Genomic DNA, 20842 nt, shown 5'->3' on the forward strand with positions numbered 1-20842 from the left:
CCACTCCATCCATCGTTCGAATTTTTTCGAACCTTTCGTTCGAGAGTACGTGCCTTCCGTCGACTGTGCAACTATTATCGAACCATGAGTTCTTCCCCGGACCTTCCGCATCCTGAGCGGTCGGAGATCTCACTGACGACCGTCCTCTTCGCGCTCAGCGACCCCGAGCGGCTGGCGATCGCCCGCCAGCTGGCCGACGGCCCGCTCGACATGGCGGAATGCCAGCTGAGCAGCCCGGACGTGCCGAAGTCAACCAAGTCGCACCTGATGAAGGTGCTGCGTACGTCCGGGGTGGTCCGCAACGAGGCCAACGGCCGTGGCCGGCGCCTCTCGCTGCGGCGCGAGGACCTCGACGCCCGGTTCCCGGGGCTCCTCGACGCCGTGCTCTCCGCCGAGGCGAGCGGCCCGCGGCCCTAGCGGTCGGCGCCTCGGCGCCAGGGAGCGGGCCGGCCGTGCAGGAACCACTCCATGTTGCGGGTGATCCACGGCAGCCCGGCGTACGTCATGAACGGCAGCGTCACGACCATCACGCCCAGCACCTTCAGCGGCAGCGCCCAGCCGGCCACGAGCGGCCCGAGCGCCCAGTTGGCGAGCAGGCTGACCGGGTAGAACATCAGGAAGATCGTGATCGTCTGCTTCCACCGCGGCGGCGCCGACGCGACCCCGGAGACCTGCTCGACGTCGTAGGTGCTCGGCGGGTCGAACCAGCCCTCGATGCCCGTACGCCGCTCGATCCGGGTCTCCTCGACGAACGGCTCGCCCGCGCCCAGCCACCAGCCGCGCTGGCGGCTGTTGTCCCACCGACCCAGGGTCTCGTGGGAGTCGAACCGGTAGAGCAGGTGCCACTGGTCGGAGTCGGGCGACGGCCGCACCCAGCCCGCGCCGAGGAAGCCGGGGAACTCGCTGGCCAGCCGGATCCCCGCCTGCATCCAGGCGACCATCTCGTCGCGGCGCTCCACGGAGACGCGGCGGGCGATGGTCACGGTTACCGGGTCGGACATGCCGTCCATCGTCGCAGGCACGTACGCCTCGTCCCCAGCCCTCGCATAGGTTTGCGGCATGTCTGTGGTGAAGATCAATGCAATCCAGGTTCCGGCCGGTGCGGGCGCCGAGCTCGAGAAGCGGTTCGCGGCTCGGGCCGGGACGGTCGACAAGTCGCCGGGCTTCCTCGGCTTCCAGCTGCTGCGCCCGGTCGCCGGCGACGACCGCTACTTCGTCGTCACCCACTGGGACTCGGAGGAGTCCTTCGCGGCCTGGCGTGACGGCGATGCCCGGGCCGCCCACGCGACCCCACCGGGCGAGGCGCCGCGCAAGCCGGTCTCCACCGGAGCCGACCTGCTGGAGTTCGAGGTCGTGCTGGACGTCAAGCCTGCCTGAGGTCGGGGGCGTCAGAGACGTCAGAGACGCCGGGGATGCTGACGCCGCCTCGACGCACCAAGGACTGTTCGCCGCGCTGGACGACCTTGTAGAAGTGCTCGCTCCTCCCCCGCAGCAGCGGCGTGGGAGCGAGGAGCGAGAGACGGCCGTGGGCGAGGCGGCTGGCGGTGCGTACGGCCCGCCATCTCGCCTCGGCCGCGGCCGACCACGGGATGCCATAGTGCTCGCGGACGATCGGCGGGAGGCTGCCCTGGACGACGGTCCGGAGCGTCTCGGAGGTCGGGGTGCCACCGGGGAGGTGGTAGCCGGCGGTGCCAGCGATGTGGCGTCCGACCAGGCGGGCCTCGTCGACGAGATGCGGCTCGTCCGACGACAGCCAGGCGTCGAACCGGCGACGGAAGTCGGGATAGGACGCCGGCGCGGCTTCGGCCGGCATGCCGAAGAGACCCGCCCAGGTCACGAATCCGTCGAAGAGCTCCTCGCGCTCGTGCGGGCGGAGCGGACGGACCAGGGCGTCGTACATGAACTCGACCGAGTCGAGCGCAAACGCCGCCGTCCACCACATCAGGCCGGGGTCTGCGGCCGAATAGTGCGCACCCACCGGGTGCGCGGGGCCGCCGTCGACCTCCATCGTCCCGTCGACGGGTACGTGGCGGCGCGCGGTGAACGCGAGCGCCCGGTCGGCGTCCTCGGTGGTGCCGAGGAAGACCGTCTCCATCAGCCGAGCGGTCAGCGCGAGCCGGGTGTAGGGCGTCGCTCGGTGGGCCGTGTGCTGGGCCGTGCCGACGAAGAGCCGCGGGTGCAGACCGCCGATCACCAGCGCCCGCTGTCCCCAGGTGAGGCCGACCGCCCGCTGACGCATCGCACGGACGACCATCGAGTTGGCGGCGAAGTACCCGGACATACCGACAGTCTGCCACCGGGCGCTGGCCGGCCGTCGGGGTTCAGGCGGGCTGGAGGGCCGGGACGACGTACTCCCTGGTCAGCGGGGCGAAGTCGGCGCCGTCAGTGATCTCGGCCAGGCTCGCCCAGCGCAGCTCCGCGATCTCGGCGGCCGCGTCCGGCGTCACCTCGCCGGCCCAGGTGAAGACCGTCGAACGCACCAGATGACCCGGCTCGTTGGCTGCATCCGCCTCGAACTCACCGAGCAGCGTGAGCTCCTCGACCCGGAGACGTACGCCGAGCTCCTCCGCCACCTCGCGGACGGCCGCCTGCGCGGCCGACTCCCCCGGCTCCAGCTTCCCGCCGGGCAGCATGAAGCTCACGGTGCCGTTCTTGCGGACGGTCAGCATCCGGCCGTCACCGTCGCGGAAGACGACCGCCGCGACGGTGATCACGGGACTCAGAGGATCTCCCCCGGCGCGTAGGCGGCGGCCTCGGGGTGGCGGGCGGTGACGGCCTCCACGCGGCGTACGACCTCCTGGACCTGCGCGACGGCGGCACCGGTGAACTCGATCGGCTCGGCGACCAGCGACTGGATCTGCTCCTCGGTCAGGCCGAGGCGGGGGTCGGCGCCGAGCTTGGCGAAGACGTCGTTCTCGGCCTGTCCCTTGCGCATCGACAGCGCGGTGCCGACGGCGGCCTCCTTGATCGCCTCGTGGGCCTCCTCGCGGCCGACGCCGTTGCGGACGGCGGCCATGAGCACCTTGGTGGTCGCCAGGAACGGTAGGTAGCGGTCGAGCTCGCGCTGGATCACGGCCGGGAAGGCGCCGAACTCGTCGAGCACCGTCAGGAAGGTCTGGAAGAGGCCGTCGGCGGCGAAGAAGGCGTCGGGGAGCGCGACGCGGCGCACGACCGAGTCGGAGACGTCGCCCTCGTTCCACTGGTCACCGGCAAGCTCGGAGATCATCGACAGGTAGCCGCGCAGCACGACCGACAGGCCGTTGACCCGCTCGGTGGAGCGCGAGTTCATCTTGTGCGGCATCGCGCTCGAGCCGACCTGGCCCTCCTTGAAGCCCTCAGTGACCAGCTCGTTGCCGGCCATCAGCCGGATCGTGGTCGAGAGGTTGGAGGGGCCTGAGACCAGCTGGACCAGCGCGGAGACGGCGTCGAAGTCGAGGGAGCGCGGGTAGACCTGGCCGACGCTGGTGAAGACGTTCTCGAAGCCGAGGTGGGCCGCGACCCGCTCCTCGAGCTGGGCGAGCTTCTCCGCGTCACCGTCGAGCAGGTCGAGCATGTCCTGCGCGGTGCCCATCGGGCCCTTGATCCCACGCAGCGGGTAGCGGGCGATGAGCTCCTCGACCCGCTGGAGCCCGACGAGCATCTCGTCGGCGACGGTCGCGAACCGCTTGCCGAGCGTGGTCGCCTGGGCTGCGACGTTGTGGCTGCGGCCGGCCATGACGGTGCTCTCGTGCTCGGTCGCCAGCCGCGCCAGGCGGGCCAGCGTCGCGACGGCACGGTCGCGGATCACCTTCAGGCTGGAGAGGACCTGGAGCTGCTCGACGTTCTCCGTCAGGTCCCGCGAGGTCATGCCCTTGTGGATGTGCTCATGGCCGGCCAGCGCGGCGAACTCCTCGATCCGCGCCTTCACGTCGTGGCGGGTCACCCGCTCCCGGGCCGCGATCGAGTCGAGGTCGACGTCCTCGACGACCTTCTCGTACGCCTCCACGACCCCGTCGGGGACGTCGATGCCGAGATCCTTCTGAGCCTTGAGCACCGCGATCCAGAGCTGGCGCTCCAGCACGATCTTGTGCTCGGGACTCCAGATCCCAGCGAGGTCGGCAGCGGCATAGCGGTTGGCGAGGACGTTGGGCACCACAGTCACGGTGGACATTCTCCCATGACCTGCGCGCCACCCCACTAACGTGGCGGTATGGCCCTGCGGATGCTCGCCAGCCGGCCCGATCCGGCCCTCTACACCTTGCCCTGGTCGCTCCCCCTGGAGGAGTGGCCGGACGACGTCGTCGTGCCGTTGGCGCGCGGCCTGAGCCGCCATGTCGTACGCATCGTGCGCGTGCGCGGCAACATCTACGCCGTCAAGGAGACCCAGGCCGACATCGCCCGGCGCGAATACAACATGCTGCGCGAACTGCAGCGCCTCGGGCTGCCGACAGTGGTCGCGAAGAGCGTCGTGACCGGCCGCAAGGACCGCGACGGCAACGACCTCGGCGCCGCGCTGATGACCGACCATCTCACCTACTCGCTCCCCTACCGCGCGCTGTTCGAGCGGGGGCTCGCAGCCGACCGGCTCCCGGCGCTCATCGACGCGCTGGTCGTCCTGCTCGTACGCCTCCACCTGGCCGGCTTCTACTGGGGCGACGTGTCCCTGTCGAACGTCCTCTTCGTCCGCGATGCGGCCGGATTCGCCGCCTACCTGGTCGATGCCGAGACCGGGGAGCTGAAGCCCGAGCTCTCCGACCGGCTGCGGGAGTACGACCTCGACGTCGCCTACCAGAACATCTACGGCGAGCTGCTCGACCTGCAGGCGAGCGAGTCCCTGCCGGAGGCCTTCCCGATCGACGCGATCGTCGAGCGGCTGCAGGACCGCTACGACGCGCTGTGGCGCGAGCTCACCGAGGAGCAGGTCTTCTCCGCGGAGGAGATGTGGCACATCGAGCAGCGCATCGAGCGCCTCCACGACCTCGGCTTCGACGTCGAGGAGCTCGACATCACCACCAGCGAGGACGGCGCCACGGTCGCACTCCGCCCGCGGGTGGTCGAGCTGGGCCACCACCGGCGCGAGCTGCGTACGCTGACCGGGCTCGACGTCCAGGACGCCCAGGCACGGCGGATCCTCAACGACATCTCCGCCTTCCGCGCCACCCGCGAGCTCGGCGACCTGCCGATCGAGGTCGCCGCCGGCCGCTGGCTGCGCGAGATCTACGAGCCCATCGTCGCCATGCGCCCACCCGGCGCCGCCGCCAAGCTCACCCCGGCGCAGATGTTCCACGAGATCCTCGAGCACCGCTGGGTGCTCTCCCAGTTCGCCGGCGAGTGGGTCAAGCTCATCAACGCCGCCGAGTCCTACTACGAGGACGTCATCGCCCACCGCCCCGACGAGGCAGTCACCCCGCCCGCCGAGGACTGAGCGCGCGGGCGGGCGGCTCGGGCGGGTCAGGTCCTCCGGATCGTCACCCGGCCGGCCTTCAGGTCGACCCCGTGGGGCGGGTCGTCGCCGTCGGGCGAGGGGATCACGTGGCCGATGTTGTCCTGCTCCTTGAGCTCGCGTGCGGCGCGGGCGTTGCCGGGGTCGAAGACGTCGATGAAGTTGCCGAGGCCGTCGCCGAGCCCGGCCGAGACGCCACGTCGGGAGGAGCGGAGCGCCTTGTTGCAGGCCGCCACCAGCAGTCCGAGCAGCAGCAGGAAGGCAGCGCCGAACACGACCCAGGTCATGCAGGAGAGCCTACTCAGCGACTGTGACAGAGGGTCCGACCTTGTGAACGATTCACAAGGTCGGACCCTCTGTCGTAGTCGGCCGAGATGCCTTAGAGCAGCGAGGCGCCCTCGACGACGCCGAGCGGCTCGGCGGCGATGTCGGAGCGCCGCTGGAGACCGTCGAAGGTGATCAGGTCGGCGGCTGCGTATGCCCGCGAGCGCGCGTCGTCGATGTCGTAGCCCTTCGCGCGGACCGCCAGCACGCGGCCGCCCGCCGTGACCAGGTGGCGGTGGTCGGGCTCCTCCGGCGTGGAGGCGTCCACGATCGCGGTGCCGGCGTGGATCACGTCGACGTCGTTGATCGAGTTGGCGTTGCCGACACCGGTGATGACGTCGCCCTTCGAGGACGACTCCGGGTAGCCGGCCGAGGCCAGCACGACGGTGACCGAGGCGCCGTCGGAGAAGGTCGGCGCCTCGACGGTGTCCAGCGCGCCGGTGGCCGCCGCGAACAGCAGGTCGCCGAGCGAGGACTCCAGGAGGGCGAGCACGGGCTGCGAGTCGGGGTCGCCGAAGCGGCAGTTGAACTCGATCACCTTCGGACCCTTGGCGGTCAGGGAGAGCCCGACATAGAGGCACCCGACGAACGGGGCGCCGCGCTTCTCCATCTCGGCCAGCGTCGGCTCCACGACGGTCGCCAGCACCACGTCGGCCAGGTCGGGCTGTGCCCACGGCAGCGGCGAGTAGGCGCCCATCCCGCCGGTGTTGTTGCCCTTGCCGCCGTCGAAGATCCGCTTGAAGTCCTGGGCCGGCTGCAGCGCGTAAGCCCGGGTCCCGTCGCAGATCGCGAACAGCGATACCTCGGGGCCGTCGAGGAACTCCTCGATCACGACCCGCTCGCAGCCGGCCGCGTGCGCGAGCGCCTCCTCGCGGTCACGCGTCACGACGACGCCCTTGCCGGCGGCAAGGGCGTCGTCCTTGACGACGTACGGAGCGCCGAACTCGTCCAGCGCGGCGGCCGCCTCCTCGGCTCCGGTGGTCGAGCCTGTCGAGACCACCCGCGAGCCCGCGGTCGGCACGCCGGCCGCGGACATCACGTCCTTGGAGAACGCCTTCGACCCCTCCAGCTGTGCGGCGTCGCCGGAGGGCCCGAAGACGGCGATCCCCGCGTCGCGCACGGCATCGGCGACCCCGGCCACCAGCGGCGCCTCGGGCCCGACGACGACCAGGTCGGCGCCCAGCTCGCCGGCCAGGGCAGCGATCGCGGGACCGGACATGATGTCCACGTCCCGGAGCGTGGCGAACTCCGCGATCCCGGGGTTACCGGGCGCGGCGTGCACCTCGTTCCCCTCCTGGGAGAGCTTCAGCGCGAGCGCGTGCTCACGACCACCGGTGCCGACGACGAGGATCTTGCGAGAAGTCACGCGCCAACCTTAGGTCAGCGAGTTGATGATGACCGTCTCGTCGCGGGCCGGGCCGACGCCGATGACCGACATCGGGCCGCCGGAGATCTCCTCGACGAACTTCACGTACGCCTGGGCGTTGGCCGGGAGGTCGCCGAACGACCGGGCGCCCGAGATGTCTTCCTTCCAGCCCGGAAGCGTCTCGTAGATCGGCTTGGCGTGGTGGAAGTCGGACTGGTTGACGGGCATCTCGTCGTGACGGACGCCGTCGACGTCGTACGCCACGCACACCGGGATCTCGTCGAGGCCGCCGAGCACATCCAGCTTGGTGAGGACGAAGTCGGTGACGCCGTTGACGCGGGCGGCGTAGCGGGCGATGACGGCGTCGTACCAGCCGCAGCGGCGCGGACGGCCGGTGGTCGTGCCGAACTCGTGGCCGTTCTGGGCCAGGTAGGCGCCGGACTCGTCGAAGAGCTCGGTCGGGAACGGCCCCTCGCCCACGCGCGTGGTGTAGGCCTTCACGATCCCGACCACCCGGTCGATCCGCGTCGGCGGGATCCCGGAGCCGGTGCAGGCGCCGCCCGAGGTGGCGTTGGAGGAGGTCACGAAGGGGTAGGTGCCGTGGTCGACGTCGAGCAGCGTCGCCTGGCCACCCTCGAGCAGGACGGTCTCGCCCCGGTCGAGCGCCTGGTTGAGCAGCAGCCCGGTGTCGCACACCATCGGGGCGATCCGGTCCGCGTAGGACAGCAGGTCGTCGACGATCGCCTCGACGGTGAAGCCGCGTCGGTTGTAGACCTTGCCGAGGAGCTGGTTCTTCAGCTCGAGCGCGCCCTCGACCTTGCCGCGCAGGATCGACTCGTCGAAGAGGTCCTGGACACGGATGCCGATGCGGTTGACCTTGTCGGCGTAGGTCGGTCCGATCCCGCGGCCGGTGGTGCCGATCTTGCGCGAGCCGAGGAAGCGCTCGGTGACCTTGTCGAGCTGGCGGTTGTAGTCGGCGATGACGTGGGCGCTGGCCGACAGCTTCAGCTTGGAGGTGTCGACGCCGCGCTCCTCCAGGGCGGTCAGCTCCTCGAAGAGGACCGCGAGGTCGACGACGACGCCGTTGCCGATCACCGGCGTCACGCCGGGGGTCAGGATGCCGCTGGGCAGCAGGTGGAGGGCGTACTTCTCCTTGCCGATCACGACAGTGTGACCGGCGTTGTTGCCGCCGTTGAACTTCACGACGTAGTCGACGTGCTCACCGAGAAGGTCGGTCGCCTTGCCCTTGCCTTCGTCGCCCCACTGGGCTCCGATGATCGTGATCGCGGGCATGTGTTGCTCCTTCGCTCAGGACGGAGTCCCTCCGCCGTGAGGCGGCTGCTCGACGCACCATTATCTAGTGTGTGCTGATCCATCACTGGATCCATCAAGAATGCGAAAAACCCTGGCAAGACCAGGGCTCTTGCGACCACACGCTAGCAAATCCGAAGCCGTACGTCACAGCCAGCCTCGCCGCGCGGCCTCGACACCCGCCTCGAACCGTGAGCTCGCGCCGAGCTCCACGAGCAGTTCGGCAACCCGCCGCCGGACCGTACGCAGCGAGACACCCAGCCTCCGGGCGATCTGCTCGTCCTGGGCCCCGCTGGCCAGCTCGGCGAGCAGCAGGCGGCGCTCCGCGCTCGGCAGATCCTCGAGCTCGGCCGCCGGAAGGGCACGGCGCCACAGCTCCTCGAAGTAGCCGGTGACCACCTCGACGACGCCCCGCTGGCGTACGTTGATCAACGGCTGCTCCACCGGGCCCAACGGGTCCGGGAACATCGCGTGCGTGCTGCCGACCACCATCAGGTGGGTGGCGACGTCCGGCAGGATCCGGATCTCCTCACCGATCTCGACCCGCATCCGCAGCACGTCGGGCGAGTGCTTCAGGGCCGCCACCGGGTAGATGCCGCGGCACCGGCGACCCGCCTTGGTCGCGCCCTCGATGACCGAGATGAACCGCATCTCCGAGGGATGAACGGTCACCGCCGGGCGCAGCCACATCATGTCGCCCGAGGTGGCCGAGACCAGCCGCTCGAAGGTCTCCGGCGTGAACTCGGTCGCGATCACCTCGCCGTCGATCGGACGTTCCTCGCCGATCGTGGCCGGGAGCCGTGCGGCGGTGCCCGCGACGTACGGAACCGACTGGGAGATCTTGAGCAGGTGGTCGTGGGCGTCCTGGGCCCTCGTCGCGGCCCGCTCCAGCATGTGGGCGACCACCGCGGTCGGGCTGAGCACGGTCAACGTCTCACCGCAGCTGATGACACCGCTCTCGATCAGGGGCGCGGCCTCCTCCTTCAGTTCGCCCTCGGAGGTGGACAGCGTCGCCGCCACTGCCATACACGGCCACCCGGTGAGCGGAAGGAGACGGCTGTAGAGCTGAGCCGCGCCCGGGTCGAACCCGAGCGCGGTCATCAGCGTCTCCGACCGGCCGTTCTCCATAACTGGAACTCTAGTGCCAGGTATGGAGTTGGACCTCGATCAAGGTACGCAGCCGAGGTCTCGCTTCCCCTGCGGAACTCCGCACGGGAAGCGTGCCTTCGCCTGCATACCTTGACGAAGGAACGGACTGCCGCCTCAGGCCTCGGGCTTCAGCAAGGGGAAGAGGATGGTTTCGCGGATCCCGGCACCGGTGAAGAGCATGATCGCCCGGTCCAGGCCGAGGCCGAGACCACCCATCGGCGGGGCGCCGTACTCCAGCGCCCGCAGGAAGTCCTCGTCGAGCTGCATCGCCTCGGGGTCGCCACCGGCCGCCAGGAGCGACTGCTGGGTGAGCACCTCGCGCTGCACGACCGGGTCGATCAGCTCGGTGAACCCGGTGCCGCGCTCGACACCGCCGATGATCAGGTCCCAGGCGAGCACCTTGCCGGGCTCCTCGTCGTTGATCCGCGCCAGCGGCTGGGCGATCGCCGGGAAGTCGCACAGGAAGGTCGGCTGGATCAGGTGGGGCTCCACCAGCTCGCCGCACAGCTCCATCACGATCTTGGCCGCGTCCCAGGCCGGGTCGAGCTCGACATCGTGCTTGTCGGCGAGCGCCTTGAGCGTGTCGACGTCGGTGTCGGGGGTGACCTCGACGCCGACGGCGTCGGAGACACCCTCGTAGACCGGCAGCCACTTCCACTCGCCGTCGAGGTCGATGACACCGGCCTCCGTCTCGACCTGGCGGGAGCCGACCGCGTCGGCGGCGGCGAGGTACATCTGCCGCATCTCCTCGGCGATCGTGAACTGGTCGCCGTAGGCCTGGTAAGCCTCGATCATCGTGAACTCGGGGCTGTGGGTGGAGTCGACGCCCTCGTTGCGGAAGATCCGGCCGATCTCGTAGACCTTGTCGACGCCGCCGACGACGGCCTTCTTGAGGTTGAGCTCGAGCGCGATGCGCAGCGTCATCGGCTGGTCGAACGCGTTCATGTGGGTGCTGAACGGTCGCGCGTGCGCGCCACCGTGGATGAGCTGCAGGACCGGCGTCTCGACCTCGAGGTAGCCGTCGTCCTCCAGACGGCGGCGGATCGCCTGGGTGATCTTCGCCCGCGTACGCACCATGTCGCGCGCCTCCTGGCGCACGACCAGGTCGGCGTAGCGCTGCCGCACCCGGGCCTCCTCGGACAGGTCCTTGTGGAGCACCGGCAGGGGCCGCAGCGCCTTGGAGGCCATCTCCCAGCTCGAGGCCATGATGGAGAGCTCGCCGCGCCGCGACGAGATCACCCGGCCGGTGACGGCGACGTGGTCACCGAGGTCGACCAGGCTCTTCCAGTCCGCGAGCGCCTCCTCGCCCACCTCGGCGAGCGAGAGCATCACCTGGAGCCGGGTGCCGATGCCCTCCTGCAGCGTCGCGAACGCGAGCTTGCCGGTGTTGCGGACGAACATGACCCGGCCGGCGACGGTGACCACGTCCTGGGTCTCGTCGCCGGCCTCGAGCTTGTCCTCGTAGGCCTCGCGCACCTCGGCGAGCGTGTGGGTGCGGCCGACGCCGATGGCGTACGCCTTCTTCCCCTGGGCCAGCAGGCGCTCGCGCTTCTCGCGCCGGACCAGCATCTGCTCGTTGAGGTCCGGTTCGGGGGCGTTGGTGGTCTGCTCAGTCACAGGGCAAGGCTAGGCGAAATCGCTGGTCCTACGCGATTCGGTAGATCAGCCGAGAAGCGTGTCGTACGCCGTCGGGCTGCTGTCGCGCAGGAACTCGCTGCAGCGCTCCCACTCGTCGGTCTCACCGATCGCCTTGGCCTGCTCGGCGAGGAGGGCGAGGCTGGTCAGGAAGCCACGGTTGGGCTCGTGCTCCCACGGCACCGGACCGTGGCCCTTCCAGCCGTTGCGGCGCAGCATGTCGAGCGAGCGGTGGTAGCCGACGCGGGCGTAGGCGTAGATGGTCACGTCCTCGGCGCCAGACTCCTTCGCCGCCGTGGCGAGCGCGGCCCAGGCCGCGGGCGAGGCCGGGTGGCGGCGTACGACCTCGGCGGGCTCGGTGCCGGCGGAGAGCTCGTCGGTCGCGGGGTCGGCGGGGAGGTGGGTCGGCGGCGGGCCGGCCATCAGGTCCTGGTGGGTCATGCCGACCATTGTGCCTGCGTACTCCGCCACCAAATGTCGGTGGTCGGGTGTTGACTGTGCTCATGACCGATACGACGTCGACGACGCCGGGCACCACCGTGGAACATCCCTGGCGCAGCCTGGCCGCGCTGTGCATCGGCTTCTTCATGATCCTCGTCGACATGACGATCGTGACCGTCGCGACGCCGGACATCATGAGGGACCTCGAGGCGAGCACCAACGACGTGCTGTGGGTGACCAGCGCCTACCTGCTGACCTATGCGGTCCCGGTGCTGATCATGGGGCGCCTCGGCGACCGGTTCGGGCCGAAGTGGCTCTATCTCGGCGGCCTGGCGATCTTCACGCTCGCGTCGCTGTGGTGCGGGCTCTCGGACAACATCACGATGCTGATCACGGCCCGCGCCGTGCAGGGTGTCGGCGCGTCGATGATGACGCCGCAGACGATGGCCGTGATCACCCGGATCTTCCCGGCGGACCGCCGCGGTGCGGCGATGGCGCTGTGGGGTGCCACGGCCGGCATCGCGACGCTGGTCGGCCCGATCCTCGGCGGTGTTCTCGTCGATCTCGGCGGCTGGGAGTGGATCTTCTTCATCAACATCCCGGTGGGCATCGCAGCGCTCGTCCTCAACTGGCGGCTGGTGCCGCTGCTGCCGACCCACCCGCACGTCTTCGACTGGCTGGGCGTCGCGCTCAGCGGGATCGGCATGTTCGGTCTGGTCTTCGGCCTGCAGGACGGGGAGCAGCGCGACTGGGACGCGGTGATCTGGGCGCTGGTCGTCGGCGGCGTGGTCGTGCTCGGCCTGTTCGTGCTGTGGGAGGCGCGCAACAAGCAGGAGCCGCTGCTTCCGCTGGGCCTCTTCGGCGACCGCAACTTCTCGGTCGCCAACATCGCGATCACCTGCATGGGGATGGCGGCCACGACGATGGGCTTCCCGCTGATGCTCTACGCCCAGATCGTGCGTGGCTACGACGCGCTCGAGGCCTCCCTCCTGTTTGTGCCGATGGCCGCGGTCTCGCTGGTGCTCGCGCCGGTGGTCGGCCGGATCAACGACAAGGTCCACCCCCGCTGGCTCACCAGCTTCGGCTTCCTCTGCTGCGCCACGGCGATCTTCTGGGTCACCCGGCCGATGACGCCGGGATCGGCGGTCTGGGAGATCCTCCTCCCGATGGGTCTGCTCGGGGTCGGGATGGCGTTCGTGTGGGCGCCGTTGGCGGCGGCCGCCACCCGCAACCTGCCACCGCTCCACGCCGGAGCAGGGGCGGGCGTCTACAACGCCACCCGGACGGTCGGCTCGGTGGTCGGCTCGGCCGCCATCGCGGTGCTCATGGACGCCCGCATCGGTGCCAACGGGCTGGACGCGAGCGCCGAGACCGCCGGCGGCGGCGCCGGTGGCGAGATGCCGGCGGAGATCGCCGACCGGTTCTCCCAGGCGATGGCCGAGGCGACGCTGCTGCCCGCGATCGCGCTGGCGGTGGGCTTCGTGGCGGTGCTCTTCTTCACCACCCCGCGCCACATGATGAAGCCGACGGCCTAGGAGAGCGCGACCGAGAGCGGCAGACCCCGGCACGGGATCATGTCGCGGGCGGTGGTGAGCGGGGCACCGGTGGCCAGCTGCGGGTCGGCCGAGACGATCACCTTGCCGTGACCGTTGACCAGCGTCGCACCGGCCTCGCGCAGCCCGGGCAGGAGCATCGTCTCGAGCGTCTCGACCAGGGTGTCGGCCCCGGCGACGCCGACCATGCGACCGCCGGCGTGGACCGGCATCGTCGTGGTCATGACGTACTCGTCGGTGCAGACGAAGTCGACGTACGGCCCGACGAGGGTCAGCTCCCCCGTGCGCTCCGGGGTGCGGTACCAGGGCTGGCGGGTGTAGTCGATCGCCTCGCCGGTCCCCGGCGCATCCGCGTCACCGAGGAAGTCACGCTCCTCGCCCTGCCACCACACCAGGTAGAGCCGGCGGTCGCTGAGCACACCCGGCGCGACGACGAAGCCACCGCCGACGAGGTTGGGGTTGCGCAGGAACTCCAGGGATCCGGGCTCGAGCCGCTCCCGTAGGGACGCGGTGGTCACCGGGCCGGACTCGAAGAGGGCGGCCACCTCGCTGCGTACGCGTTCGAGCTCGGTCACGATCGGGCCGAAATGCTGCTCGACCTGCGCCACACAGTCGATGGGGGTCATGGTCTCGGTCATCGTCGCACCGCCTCATGGATCTCGGCCAAGCGTTCGAGGGAGTGGGCGACGTGCTCACGTACGCTCTCCCGTGCCCTGACAGCATCCCCCGATGCGAGGGCTTCGACAAGCTCCTGATGGCGGGTCGCGGTCGCCTCCCGGAAGCCCGGCTCGTTGAGCGGAATCCGGAGCAGCGCGCCGAAGTCGGCCTCCTGGCGCACCACCTCGCGGGTCATCCGGGCCGACTGGGTGAGCGCGGCCACCGACAGGTAGAGCTCGCTGTCCGCGCTGCGCCAGCGGGCCACGTCGCTGACGTTGAGCGGGATCAGCAGGTCGCGCAGGTCCTCGACCTCGTCAGGGTCCGTACGTTCTGCCGCGATCTCCGCACACCCGGTGAGCACCACCAGGTAGACCGTGGCCCGGTCACGCAGCTCGACCCGCGACATCGACGCGAGCCGCTCCTCGACGATGTCCGCGCTCTTGGGGGCGCGCACGAACGAGCCGCCGCCCCGCCCCCGAGTCGTCACCACCAACCCCTTGGCCCGCAGTGCGACCAGCGCCTCCCGCGCGGTGACCGTCGCGACGCCGAGCATCTGGGCGAGCTCGGGCTCGCTCGGGAGCCGCTCGCCGTGTGCAAGTACGCCGGAACGGATCGCCTCCGCGAGCCGGTTCTCGACGCGCGCCGCCCGGCCCTCGTCGCCGATCGGGGCGAAGATTGCTGCGCGAGCTCGGGACGTCATCACACGCACAGCGAAATCCTAATGTATGGATCTAGATGATTCGGGGCCTCAGATCTGTTCGATTCTGTTCGAATCCGCACAGAACTTCATGAATTTCGTCTTAACCATCTGGATCCATGGGCGTTTCTATGCCTAACCTGAGCGCACGACTGACGCACACTTGTGTCGGTCACCCAAGATCGTCGGATGTCCAGGGCTTGTGGGGGGCGCTGGGCATCCGACTCCTTGGTTTTCGATCGTTTACACCCAGGCGAGCCTGGATGCTCACCGAGGTAGCTCGGTGAAGGGTCGGTTCTTTCGGTGAACTCCACGAAGTCAGTGTGAGTTCGCCGAGTCACCTCGGTGAGCGTTCGGCGTCCTCACGGCCGCCCGGACACGCAACAGGGCGGGGAGAGCCTCTCAGCCCTCCCCGCCCTGTTTCTCGGCGTGTGACCGACTAGAACACCGCGGCCACGGCGCTCGTCACCGAGTCGACGATGTCGCCCAGCAGGCCACCCTCGTCCTCCTCGGCGGGAGCTTCCTCGGTCGCCTCGTCGGTCGGCTCCTCGGTGGTCGGCCGCGCAGCCGGGCTCTCCGACTCGCTCGGCGTCGCCTCAGGCTCGGCCGGCTCATCCGACTCGGCCGACTCCGCTTCCGGCAACGGGAGGATATCGTCGAGCGAGGGCTCGTCCTTGGTGGCCGAGGAACCGTCGGCTGGCGCACTCGACTTCGGTGTGCTCAGCGTCGTTGACCGCGGAGCGACACCCTCGCGGGCTGCAGTGCCCATTGCCTTGGTGGTTCCCGTGACCGTAGCAGCACTCGACTGCTTGTCCACGACATCTACCGCGACCACCGTGAAGGTGTAGGTAGTCTCCGGACTCAACACATCGGCAGTGAAGGTCGTGTCATAGGTCTCCCCTGAGAAGGTCGGCCCGGTCTCGGTTGCCCACGTCACCTCATAGTGGTCGACGGCCGAGTCGTCGGTCGAAGCAGTCCAAGACAGGGTCGCCGTGGTGTCGGTGATGTCGCTGATCTTCAGACCGGCTGGAACTGTCGGGTTCTCCTCGTCGGCCGTCGTGGCGCAATCGACATCACTCGGCTCAGAGTCGTTGTCGCTCCAGTCGGTCGCGTAGACGCTGAAGTTGTACGTCTCACCCGGGGTCAGGCCATCGAACGTGGCGCTGTTCGCAGTCGAGTTCGATGCCTCGTGACCCTGCTCGTTCTCCACGGTGTATCCCTGGATCTCGCCGCTGTCATCCGTCGCGTCATCCCAGGTCAACTTGAGCTCGGTCGAACTGATGACCTCACATCCCACCGGCCCCATGACCGGAGCCTCGTTGTCGGTGAGCTTCACCCGACCGCACTTCGCAGTGTTGCCCGACGGATCGACCGCCTCGACGGAAAGCCTGTACTCCTTGGTGGGATCCAACTCCAGACCGCCCGACCTGTACGAAGTGTCAGACGTAGTGGCAACACGGTCGCCGTCAACGTAGACCCGGTATTCCACCGAGCCGCTGTCGTCGGTGGCCGCACCCCAAGAGACCTCGTACGAGATGAGCGTGACGAGGATCAGCTCAGTAATCGACTTCTCCACCACGACCGGGCGAGTGCCGCACGACGGGGCAGTCTTGTCACCAGGCGACGGCGGCGTCGTCGGCTCGTCGTCAGGCGGGCACAGCAGGCCGATGCCGAGTAGGCAGTCGTCGTCCGGCGGCGTGGTCGGCTCGCCATCACCCGGCGGGGTGGTCGGCGGCTCCGGCTCCTGGCACTGGTCCAGATCCGGGCGGATCTCGCAGATGTCCACACCGGCACCCGGCGGACGAGTGTCCTCACAGGCGCTCGGGTCGAGCTCACAGGTGGGCGTGCTGCCCGAGGGCACGTTGCCCGCGGGGATGAAGGTCACACCGGTGTTGGCAGCCGGGACGATGTCGTCGTCGACGATCTCCGGCTCGTCGGAGTCCTTCTCCGACGGCTTGTCGTCGGGCTCAATCGTGTCAGGATCGCTGGGGAGCGATGACTCCCCGGTGGTCGGATCCTTCTTCGGCGAGCTCTCCGGGTCGCTGTTTACGGTGCAGGAGAACAAGACGAGAAGCAGGATCAGGATGATCGCGCCTATGACGATTCCGCCGATTGTGCGGTTTCGCGCAGTGGTTTCCATTCCGAGGATGTCCCTCCCAAGATCAACGCCGAGGGGACGGTTCGACTGTCTTACCCGTGAGTCGCCGTCCAGCCAGGGCATTGAATCGCTTTACCAATGATCGGCACAACGACATAAGCCCGAGTTTGCTATGCCGTGTGCCACAACGTTTTCCGAATCGGGACCATCGGCCTATCCTCGGCGTGTTGCTCAGCCGATGGAGTTGCCCGCAGAACCGAGATGCTGGGCACCCTCGACGACCCGAGCGGCCATACCTGCCTCCGCGAGCTTGCCCCAGACGCGAGGATCGTACTGCTTCTTGTTGCCGACCTCGCCGTCGACCTTCAGAACACCGTCGTAGTTGGCAAGCATGTGGCCGGCGACCGGGCGGGTGAAGGCGTACTGGGTGTCGGTGTCGATGTTCATCTTCACCACACCGTAGGAGACCGCCTCGGCGATCTCCTCGGCGCTCGAGCCCGAGCCACCGTGGAAGACGAGGTCGAACGGCTTCGAGCCGGAGGGCAGGCCGAGCTTGGCGACGACCGCGTCCTGGGCGTCGCGCAGGATGGAGGGACGGAGCTTGACGTTGCCCGGCTTGTAGACGCCGTGCACGTTGCCGAAGGTGAGTGCGGTCAGGTAGCCCTCGACACCGAGCGCTTCGGCGGTCGCGATGGCGTCCTCGGGGGTCGAGTAGAGCTTGTCGTCGATCGCGCCGACGATGCCGTCCTCCTCGCCACCGACCACGCCGACCTCGATCTCGAGCACGATGTGGGCGGCCTTGGCCAGCGCGAGCAGCTCAGAGGCGATCTGCAGGTTCTCCTCCAGCGGCACCGCGGACCCGTCCCACATGTGGCTCTGGAACAGCGGCGTCTCGCCGCGCTGGACGCGCTCGGCGGAGAGCTCGAGCAGGGGACGTACGAAGCCGTCGAGCTTGTCCTTGGGGCAGTGGTCGGTGTGCAGCGCGATGTTGACGTCGTAGGACTTGGCGACCTCGGTCGCGTACGCCGCGAAGGCCACCGAGCCGGTCACCATGTTCTTGACCGTGGGGCCGGAGAGATATTCCGCGCCACCGGTGGAGACCTGGATGATGCCGTCCGAGCCGGCCTCCGCGAAGCCGGCCAGCGCCGCGTTGAGCGTCTGCGACGAGGAGACGTTGATCGCCGGGAAGGCGAACCCCTTCTCCTTCGCGGTCGCGAGCATCTCGGCGTACTTCTCGGGGGTGGCGATGGGCATCTGGGGGTCTCCTTGAAGATCCGTTGTCGACCGGTGCGCTGGTGGCCAGCGTAATGCGCCCCCGGGCCACCCCGCCCAACGCCCGCAGTTGGATCGATCAACCAGGACAACCGATCCGCCACGAGATCCGTATCCAGAGGTGAGACTGACCTTGGAGGCATCATGGACTGGCAGGAAACCCTGGAACGGGCGATCCCCCAACCCCCGCCCACACACCCCGACCCGGCCGCGCTCGTGGCGGACGGGAAGAGGCTCGTACGCCGCCGGCGGCTCGCCGTGGTCGCCGGCACCGCGGCCGCGGTGGCCGCCGTGATCGGGATCGGCGCGGTCGTCGTTCCCTCGCGCGACCATGCCGACCTGGAGCCGCCGATCGCGACGCGGTCGACGGCTGAGGACTGGCCACCCGAGGTCGACATCCCGTTGAGCGACCTGGCTCCGGTCGCGTACGACTTCGAGACCGGCGAGACCAGCTTGCAGGAAGGCTGGACGGAGGTCGACCGGGTCGGCGCGCTCACGAGCAATAGCTCGCTGGCAGTCGCGGTGACCGACGGGGAGAAGACGATCTACGCCTACTTCCCCGAAGCGGACGACGCTTCGTTCACCGATGCATCCCGCACCGCGAAGGACTTTCGGACGTGGGCGCGTGAGCTTCCCGACCACCAGCCGGACATCATGTGGGACGCCGGCGGCCGGCTCGCCGTCGGCAGGAGTGGCTGGAAGATCGTCCGCGAGATCTCCAACCCGTTCGGATACGACGCACCCTGGGACTCGGTCGGAGCGGTCATCGAGCGAGAAGGCCTCGAAGAGTGGCTCTTCCTCCGACAGAGCCGCGCGGCGCTGTCACTGGCCCCCGACGGCGGCTCGACCTATGCGATTCCCGGCCAGACCATCGACGACTGGCTGGCACGCATCGAGAAGTCGGATCGCACGGCCTACCGTCCCAACGACCGCAACCTCGGGGAACCGGCCATCACCCACGCGATCGAGTTCAGCGGCTCGACCGTGGTCCCCACCGAAGACGGAGTGAAGGTCCTCGAACAGGTCGCCGACCCGGACATCAACGAATCCTTCACCGCCGAGACATCGCAGACCGCAGCCGCCAGGATCAGCGTTGACGGCAAGGAGCAGTACGTCCTGGTCCAGGAGAAGGAAAGTGCTACGCGGACGAAGAACGTCTCATGGGCCTTCGCCTACGACCTGCTCCCGGCTCCGTACGCCGAGGACCGGGCACCATTCTCGCTCGACGAGTTCGCCGCGATCGTCAGGCGTAACTACGGTCCCGAATGGGGGCCGTGGGAATGAGCGCGCAGGACGAGGCTTTCACCGCGTTCGTCGCGGCCCGGCGACCACACCTGGTTCGGGTGGCGTACGCGCTGTGCGGCGACTGGCACCGGGCGGACGACCTGGTGCAGACGGCGCTGCTGAAGCTGTACGCCGCATGGCGACGGGTCGAGTCGGGCTCGGAGGAGGCGTACGTCCGGACGATCCTGGTCCGCGCCCACATCGACCAGACCCGGCGGCCGTGGTGGAAGCGGGAGCGGCCGGGCGACCTGCCGGAGCACCCCGGCCCCGCGGAGCAGGTCGAGGAGCGGTCCGAGCTCTTCGAGGCGCTCCAGTCGCTGCCGGAGATGCAGCGCAAGGTGGTCGTCCTGCGTCACTGGCTGCAGCTGTCGGTCGCCGAGACCGCGCGGGAGCTGCGGATCAGCGAGGGCACCGTCAAGAGCCACTCATCCCGTGGCCTGACCGCGCTGCGTACCTGCCTGGGGTCGGGGGACGCCTCCAGAACATAGGCAGACCAAGAGGCAGGGCAAGAACGGTCGGGCGGGCATGCCCAAGGTCACGACCCCGAGATGCTGACCGGGCCGGAGAAGTGGCGGGAGTTCTACGACGAGCGGCCGGCGTAGAGGCCCTGAAAAGGAGCCCCCGCTGCCGCCCGGCCCCGAGGCCACGCACCCACGAGGGGGGCACATCCGGGCGACCCAGAGGTTAACTTTAGCGGATCCAGTTCTCACCGTTGACACTGGGTCGTAACAGGGTTACAACCACCCGAATTGACTATGCCCTGCCGGGCATCTCGCTGCGATGATTCAGGCCGCCACATCCCTCTCATTCGAAAGCACGATCATGTCTCGTCTTCGTGCCGGCGCCGTCGCGCCCGCGCAGAAGCCGATGATGGTGGCCCTCGTTCTTGGGCTCATCGTCGGCGTCTTCTCCTTTATCGGCCTCACCGCCACCCAGGCCGACGCGGCTGTGCCGCCCAAGCCCACGGTCGGCACCTGCTACAACTACGGCTGGAGCGCCTACGGCTCCTGGTCGCAGACCGGCAAGAAGGTCGCGTGCAGCTCCGCCCACACCGCGAAGACCATCGCGTTGGGCACCCTCGTCTCGGGTACGACCCGCACCGAGGCGTCTCTCACCCGTGAGGCCAACTACTCTCACATGGTCAAGACGTGCGTCCGTGCGCTCCGGGACAAGCTGGGCAGCACCTACTCGAAGCGGAACCAGTCGGCGTACACCACTGCCTTCTTCGTCCCGAACGTCGAGCAGTTCGACGCCGGCCAGCGCTGGTTCCGTTGCGACGTCGTGCTTCCGGGCAAGGACACCCTCAAGAACCTGCCGACCAACCGGGCGAAGTTCCTCGAGGGCGTCTCGCTCACCCAGCGCACCCGCGGCTGCCTGAGCGGCACGTACGTCGGGCCCTACTCGTGCCTGAGCTCGCACACCTACAAGTCGATCTCGGCCTTCAAGAAGGCCGGTACGACCTACCCGACCACCGACTCGTTCGAGCGGGCCGTCGCCAACAACTGCCCGAGCCGGACCAGGGCCTACAGCAAGCCGAGCCGGTACGAGTGGCAGACCGGCGACCACTGGGTCGTCTGCTACGAGCGGAACACCAACTGATCCGCTGATCGGTCACGACGCGTCGGTCCCCCTG

The 20842-nt window shown here is 68.9% G+C and carries 21 protein-coding genes; 7 read left to right on the forward strand and 14 right to left on the reverse strand.

Translation table 11 applies throughout. From position 1 onward, the window contains the following. The first annotated feature begins 84 nt into the window (after positions 1-84). Positions 85-417 carry an ArsR/SmtB family transcription factor gene (locus ACIA03_RS02425; protein ID WP_396978879.1) on the forward strand — a complete coding sequence of 111 codons (333 nt, stop codon included), beginning with the start codon at positions 85-87 and terminating at the stop codon, positions 415-417. Here ACIA03_RS02425 and ACIA03_RS02430 read toward each other — a convergent pair. Further along, a complete protein-coding gene (locus ACIA03_RS02430; RefSeq protein ID WP_396978881.1) occupies positions 414-1001 on the reverse strand; it encodes an antibiotic biosynthesis monooxygenase in 588 nt (195 codons plus the stop codon). The genes ACIA03_RS02425 and ACIA03_RS02430 overlap by 4 nt on opposite strands. A 58-nt stretch (positions 1002-1059) precedes the next feature. Between ACIA03_RS02430 and ACIA03_RS02435 the strand changes: the two genes are divergently transcribed. Continuing rightward, complete coding sequence (locus ACIA03_RS02435; RefSeq protein WP_396978883.1) at positions 1060-1377, forward strand: antibiotic biosynthesis monooxygenase family protein; 318 nt, start codon at positions 1060-1062, stop codon at positions 1375-1377. Here ACIA03_RS02435 and ACIA03_RS02440 read toward each other — a convergent pair. Genes ACIA03_RS02440 through purB form a run of 3 tightly spaced genes read right to left on the reverse strand, consistent with a single transcriptional unit; the run spans position 1364 to position 4150 of the window. Next, positions 1364-2281: an oxygenase MpaB family protein gene (locus ACIA03_RS02440; RefSeq protein ID WP_396978885.1), complete on the reverse strand. Its 918-nt coding sequence runs from the start codon at positions 2279-2281 to the stop codon at positions 1364-1366. The two genes, ACIA03_RS02435 and ACIA03_RS02440, sit on opposite strands and share 14 nt — an antisense overlap. A 40-nt stretch (positions 2282-2321) precedes the next feature. Then, complete coding sequence (locus ACIA03_RS02445) at positions 2322-2714, reverse strand: NUDIX domain-containing protein (RefSeq protein WP_396978887.1); 393 nt, start codon at positions 2712-2714, stop codon at positions 2322-2324. 5 nt (positions 2715-2719) lie between these two features. After that, positions 2720-4150 carry an adenylosuccinate lyase gene (purB, locus tag ACIA03_RS02450; protein WP_396978889.1) on the reverse strand — a complete coding sequence of 477 codons (1431 nt, stop codon included), beginning with the start codon at positions 4148-4150 and terminating at the stop codon, positions 2720-2722. A 39-nt stretch (positions 4151-4189) separates the two neighbouring features. On the opposite strand from purB, the gene ACIA03_RS02455 reads away from it, so the two are divergent. Then, complete coding sequence (locus tag ACIA03_RS02455) at positions 4190-5404, forward strand: DUF4032 domain-containing protein (RefSeq protein ID WP_396978891.1); 1215 nt, start codon at positions 4190-4192, stop codon at positions 5402-5404. Between the two features lie 26 nt (positions 5405-5430). Here the strand turns inward: ACIA03_RS02455 and ACIA03_RS02460 are convergent, their stop codons facing one another. From ACIA03_RS02460 to ACIA03_RS02485, 6 genes are all read right to left on the reverse strand, one after another. Next, complete coding sequence (locus tag ACIA03_RS02460; protein ID WP_396978893.1) at positions 5431-5709, reverse strand: hypothetical protein; 279 nt, start codon at positions 5707-5709, stop codon at positions 5431-5433. A gap of 92 nt (positions 5710-5801) precedes the next feature. Further along, positions 5802-7112: a phosphoribosylamine--glycine ligase gene (gene purD / locus ACIA03_RS02465; RefSeq protein ID WP_396978895.1), complete on the reverse strand. Its 1311-nt coding sequence runs from the start codon at positions 7110-7112 to the stop codon at positions 5802-5804. Between the two features lie 9 nt (positions 7113-7121). Further along, complete coding sequence (locus ACIA03_RS02470; protein WP_396978897.1) at positions 7122-8405, reverse strand: adenylosuccinate synthase; 1284 nt, start codon at positions 8403-8405, stop codon at positions 7122-7124. Positions 8406-8570: 165 nt separating this feature from the next. Further along, positions 8571-9551, reverse strand: coding sequence for a helix-turn-helix domain-containing protein (locus ACIA03_RS02475; RefSeq protein ID WP_396978899.1), 981 nt, complete (start codon positions 9549-9551; stop codon positions 8571-8573). A 135-nt stretch (positions 9552-9686) separates the two neighbouring features. Next, positions 9687-11141: a lysine--tRNA ligase gene (gene lysS / locus ACIA03_RS02480; protein ID WP_396979876.1), complete on the reverse strand. Its 1455-nt coding sequence runs from the start codon at positions 11139-11141 to the stop codon at positions 9687-9689. Between the two features lie 93 nt (positions 11142-11234). After that, a complete protein-coding gene (locus tag ACIA03_RS02485) occupies positions 11235-11648 on the reverse strand; it encodes a DUF3151 domain-containing protein (protein ID WP_141794848.1) in 414 nt (137 codons plus the stop codon). A gap of 62 nt (positions 11649-11710) precedes the next feature. On the opposite strand from ACIA03_RS02485, the gene ACIA03_RS02490 reads away from it, so the two are divergent. Beyond that, complete coding sequence (locus ACIA03_RS02490) at positions 11711-13183, forward strand: MFS transporter (protein WP_396978902.1); 1473 nt, start codon at positions 11711-11713, stop codon at positions 13181-13183. Here ACIA03_RS02490 and ACIA03_RS02495 read toward each other — a convergent pair. The 4 genes from ACIA03_RS02495 to fbaA form a co-directional block, all read right to left on the reverse strand. Then, on the reverse strand, positions 13180-13839 hold the full coding sequence (locus ACIA03_RS02495) for a cache domain-containing protein (RefSeq protein WP_396978904.1): 660 nt from the start codon (positions 13837-13839) through the stop codon (positions 13180-13182). The two genes, ACIA03_RS02490 and ACIA03_RS02495, sit on opposite strands and share 4 nt — an antisense overlap. Beyond that, entirely contained in the window at positions 13836-14558 is a 723-nt protein-coding gene (locus tag ACIA03_RS02500) for a FadR/GntR family transcriptional regulator (RefSeq protein WP_396979878.1), read from the reverse strand. Before ACIA03_RS02500 ends, ACIA03_RS02495 begins: the two co-directional genes overlap by 4 nt. Before the next feature lie 436 nt (positions 14559-14994). After that, a complete protein-coding gene (locus ACIA03_RS02505; protein ID WP_396978906.1) occupies positions 14995-16695 on the reverse strand; it encodes a fibronectin type III domain-containing protein in 1701 nt (566 codons plus the stop codon). Between the two features lie 189 nt (positions 16696-16884). Beyond that, positions 16885-17907, reverse strand: coding sequence for a class II fructose-bisphosphate aldolase (gene fbaA / locus ACIA03_RS02510; protein WP_396978908.1), 1023 nt, complete (start codon positions 17905-17907; stop codon positions 16885-16887). Between the two features lie 162 nt (positions 17908-18069). Between fbaA and ACIA03_RS02515 the strand changes: the two genes are divergently transcribed. The 3 genes from ACIA03_RS02515 (at position 18070) to ACIA03_RS02525 (ending at position 20808) form a co-directional block, all read left to right on the forward strand. Beyond that, positions 18070-19209 (forward strand): hypothetical protein, encoded by a 1140-nt coding sequence (locus ACIA03_RS02515; RefSeq protein ID WP_396978910.1) that lies wholly within the window; start codon positions 18070-18072, stop codon positions 19207-19209. Next, positions 19206-19697, forward strand: coding sequence for a SigE family RNA polymerase sigma factor (locus tag ACIA03_RS02520; RefSeq protein WP_396978912.1), 492 nt, complete (start codon positions 19206-19208; stop codon positions 19695-19697). Before ACIA03_RS02515 ends, ACIA03_RS02520 begins: the two co-directional genes overlap by 4 nt. Before the next feature lie 334 nt (positions 19698-20031). Beyond that, entirely contained in the window at positions 20032-20808 is a 777-nt protein-coding gene (locus ACIA03_RS02525; RefSeq protein ID WP_396978915.1) for a septum formation family protein, read from the forward strand. Positions 20809-20842: the final 34 nt, after the last annotated feature.

Origin of the sequence: Nocardioides sp. NPDC051685 (genome assembly GCF_044453405.1) — a bacterium.
GTDB lineage: Bacteria > Actinomycetota > Actinomycetes > Propionibacteriales > Nocardioidaceae > Nocardioides.

What these genes read in the sequence shown, in the direction of transcription:
- ACIA03_RS02430 (WP_396978881.1), bottom strand. Translation starts at nt 1,001, where the DNA reads ATGTCCGACCCGGTAACCGTGACCATCGCCCGCCGCGTCTCCGTGGAG.
- ACIA03_RS02515 (WP_396978910.1), top strand. Translation starts at nt 18,070, where the DNA reads ATGGACTGGCAGGAAACCCTGGAACGGGCGATCCCCCAACCCCCGCCC.
- lysS (WP_396979876.1), bottom strand. Translation starts at nt 11,141, where the DNA reads ATGCTGGTCCGGCGCGAGAAGCGCGAGCGCCTGCTGGCCCAGGGGAAG.
- ACIA03_RS02520 (WP_396978912.1), top strand. Translation starts at nt 19,206, where the DNA reads ATGAGCGCGCAGGACGAGGCTTTCACCGCGTTCGTCGCGGCCCGGCGA.
- ACIA03_RS02475 (WP_396978899.1), bottom strand. Translation starts at nt 9,551, where the DNA reads ATGGAGAACGGCCGGTCGGAGACGCTGATGACCGCGCTCGGGTTCGAC.
- fbaA (WP_396978908.1), bottom strand. Translation starts at nt 17,907, where the DNA reads ATGCCCATCGCCACCCCCGAGAAGTACGCCGAGATGCTCGCGACCGCG.
- ACIA03_RS02470 (WP_396978897.1), bottom strand. Translation starts at nt 8,405, where the DNA reads ATGCCCGCGATCACGATCATCGGAGCCCAGTGGGGCGACGAAGGCAAG.
- ACIA03_RS02460 (WP_396978893.1), bottom strand. Translation starts at nt 5,709, where the DNA reads ATGACCTGGGTCGTGTTCGGCGCTGCCTTCCTGCTGCTGCTCGGACTG.
- ACIA03_RS02485 (WP_141794848.1), bottom strand. Translation starts at nt 11,648, where the DNA reads ATGACCCACCAGGACCTGATGGCCGGCCCGCCGCCGACCCACCTCCCC.
- ACIA03_RS02505 (WP_396978906.1), bottom strand. Translation starts at nt 16,695, where the DNA reads ATGGAAACCACTGCGCGAAACCGCACAATCGGCGGAATCGTCATAGGC.
- ACIA03_RS02455 (WP_396978891.1), top strand. Translation starts at nt 4,190, where the DNA reads ATGGCCCTGCGGATGCTCGCCAGCCGGCCCGATCCGGCCCTCTACACC.
- ACIA03_RS02525 (WP_396978915.1), top strand. Translation starts at nt 20,032, where the DNA reads ATGTCTCGTCTTCGTGCCGGCGCCGTCGCGCCCGCGCAGAAGCCGATG.
- ACIA03_RS02440 (WP_396978885.1), bottom strand. Translation starts at nt 2,281, where the DNA reads ATGTCCGGGTACTTCGCCGCCAACTCGATGGTCGTCCGTGCGATGCGT.
- purB (WP_396978889.1), bottom strand. Translation starts at nt 4,150, where the DNA reads ATGTCCACCGTGACTGTGGTGCCCAACGTCCTCGCCAACCGCTATGCC.
- ACIA03_RS02500 (WP_396979878.1), bottom strand. Translation starts at nt 14,558, where the DNA reads ATGACGTCCCGAGCTCGCGCAGCAATCTTCGCCCCGATCGGCGACGAG.
- ACIA03_RS02425 (WP_396978879.1), top strand. Translation starts at nt 85, where the DNA reads ATGAGTTCTTCCCCGGACCTTCCGCATCCTGAGCGGTCGGAGATCTCA.
- ACIA03_RS02435 (WP_396978883.1), top strand. Translation starts at nt 1,060, where the DNA reads ATGTCTGTGGTGAAGATCAATGCAATCCAGGTTCCGGCCGGTGCGGGC.
- ACIA03_RS02490 (WP_396978902.1), top strand. Translation starts at nt 11,711, where the DNA reads ATGACCGATACGACGTCGACGACGCCGGGCACCACCGTGGAACATCCC.
- ACIA03_RS02495 (WP_396978904.1), bottom strand. Translation starts at nt 13,839, where the DNA reads ATGACCGAGACCATGACCCCCATCGACTGTGTGGCGCAGGTCGAGCAG.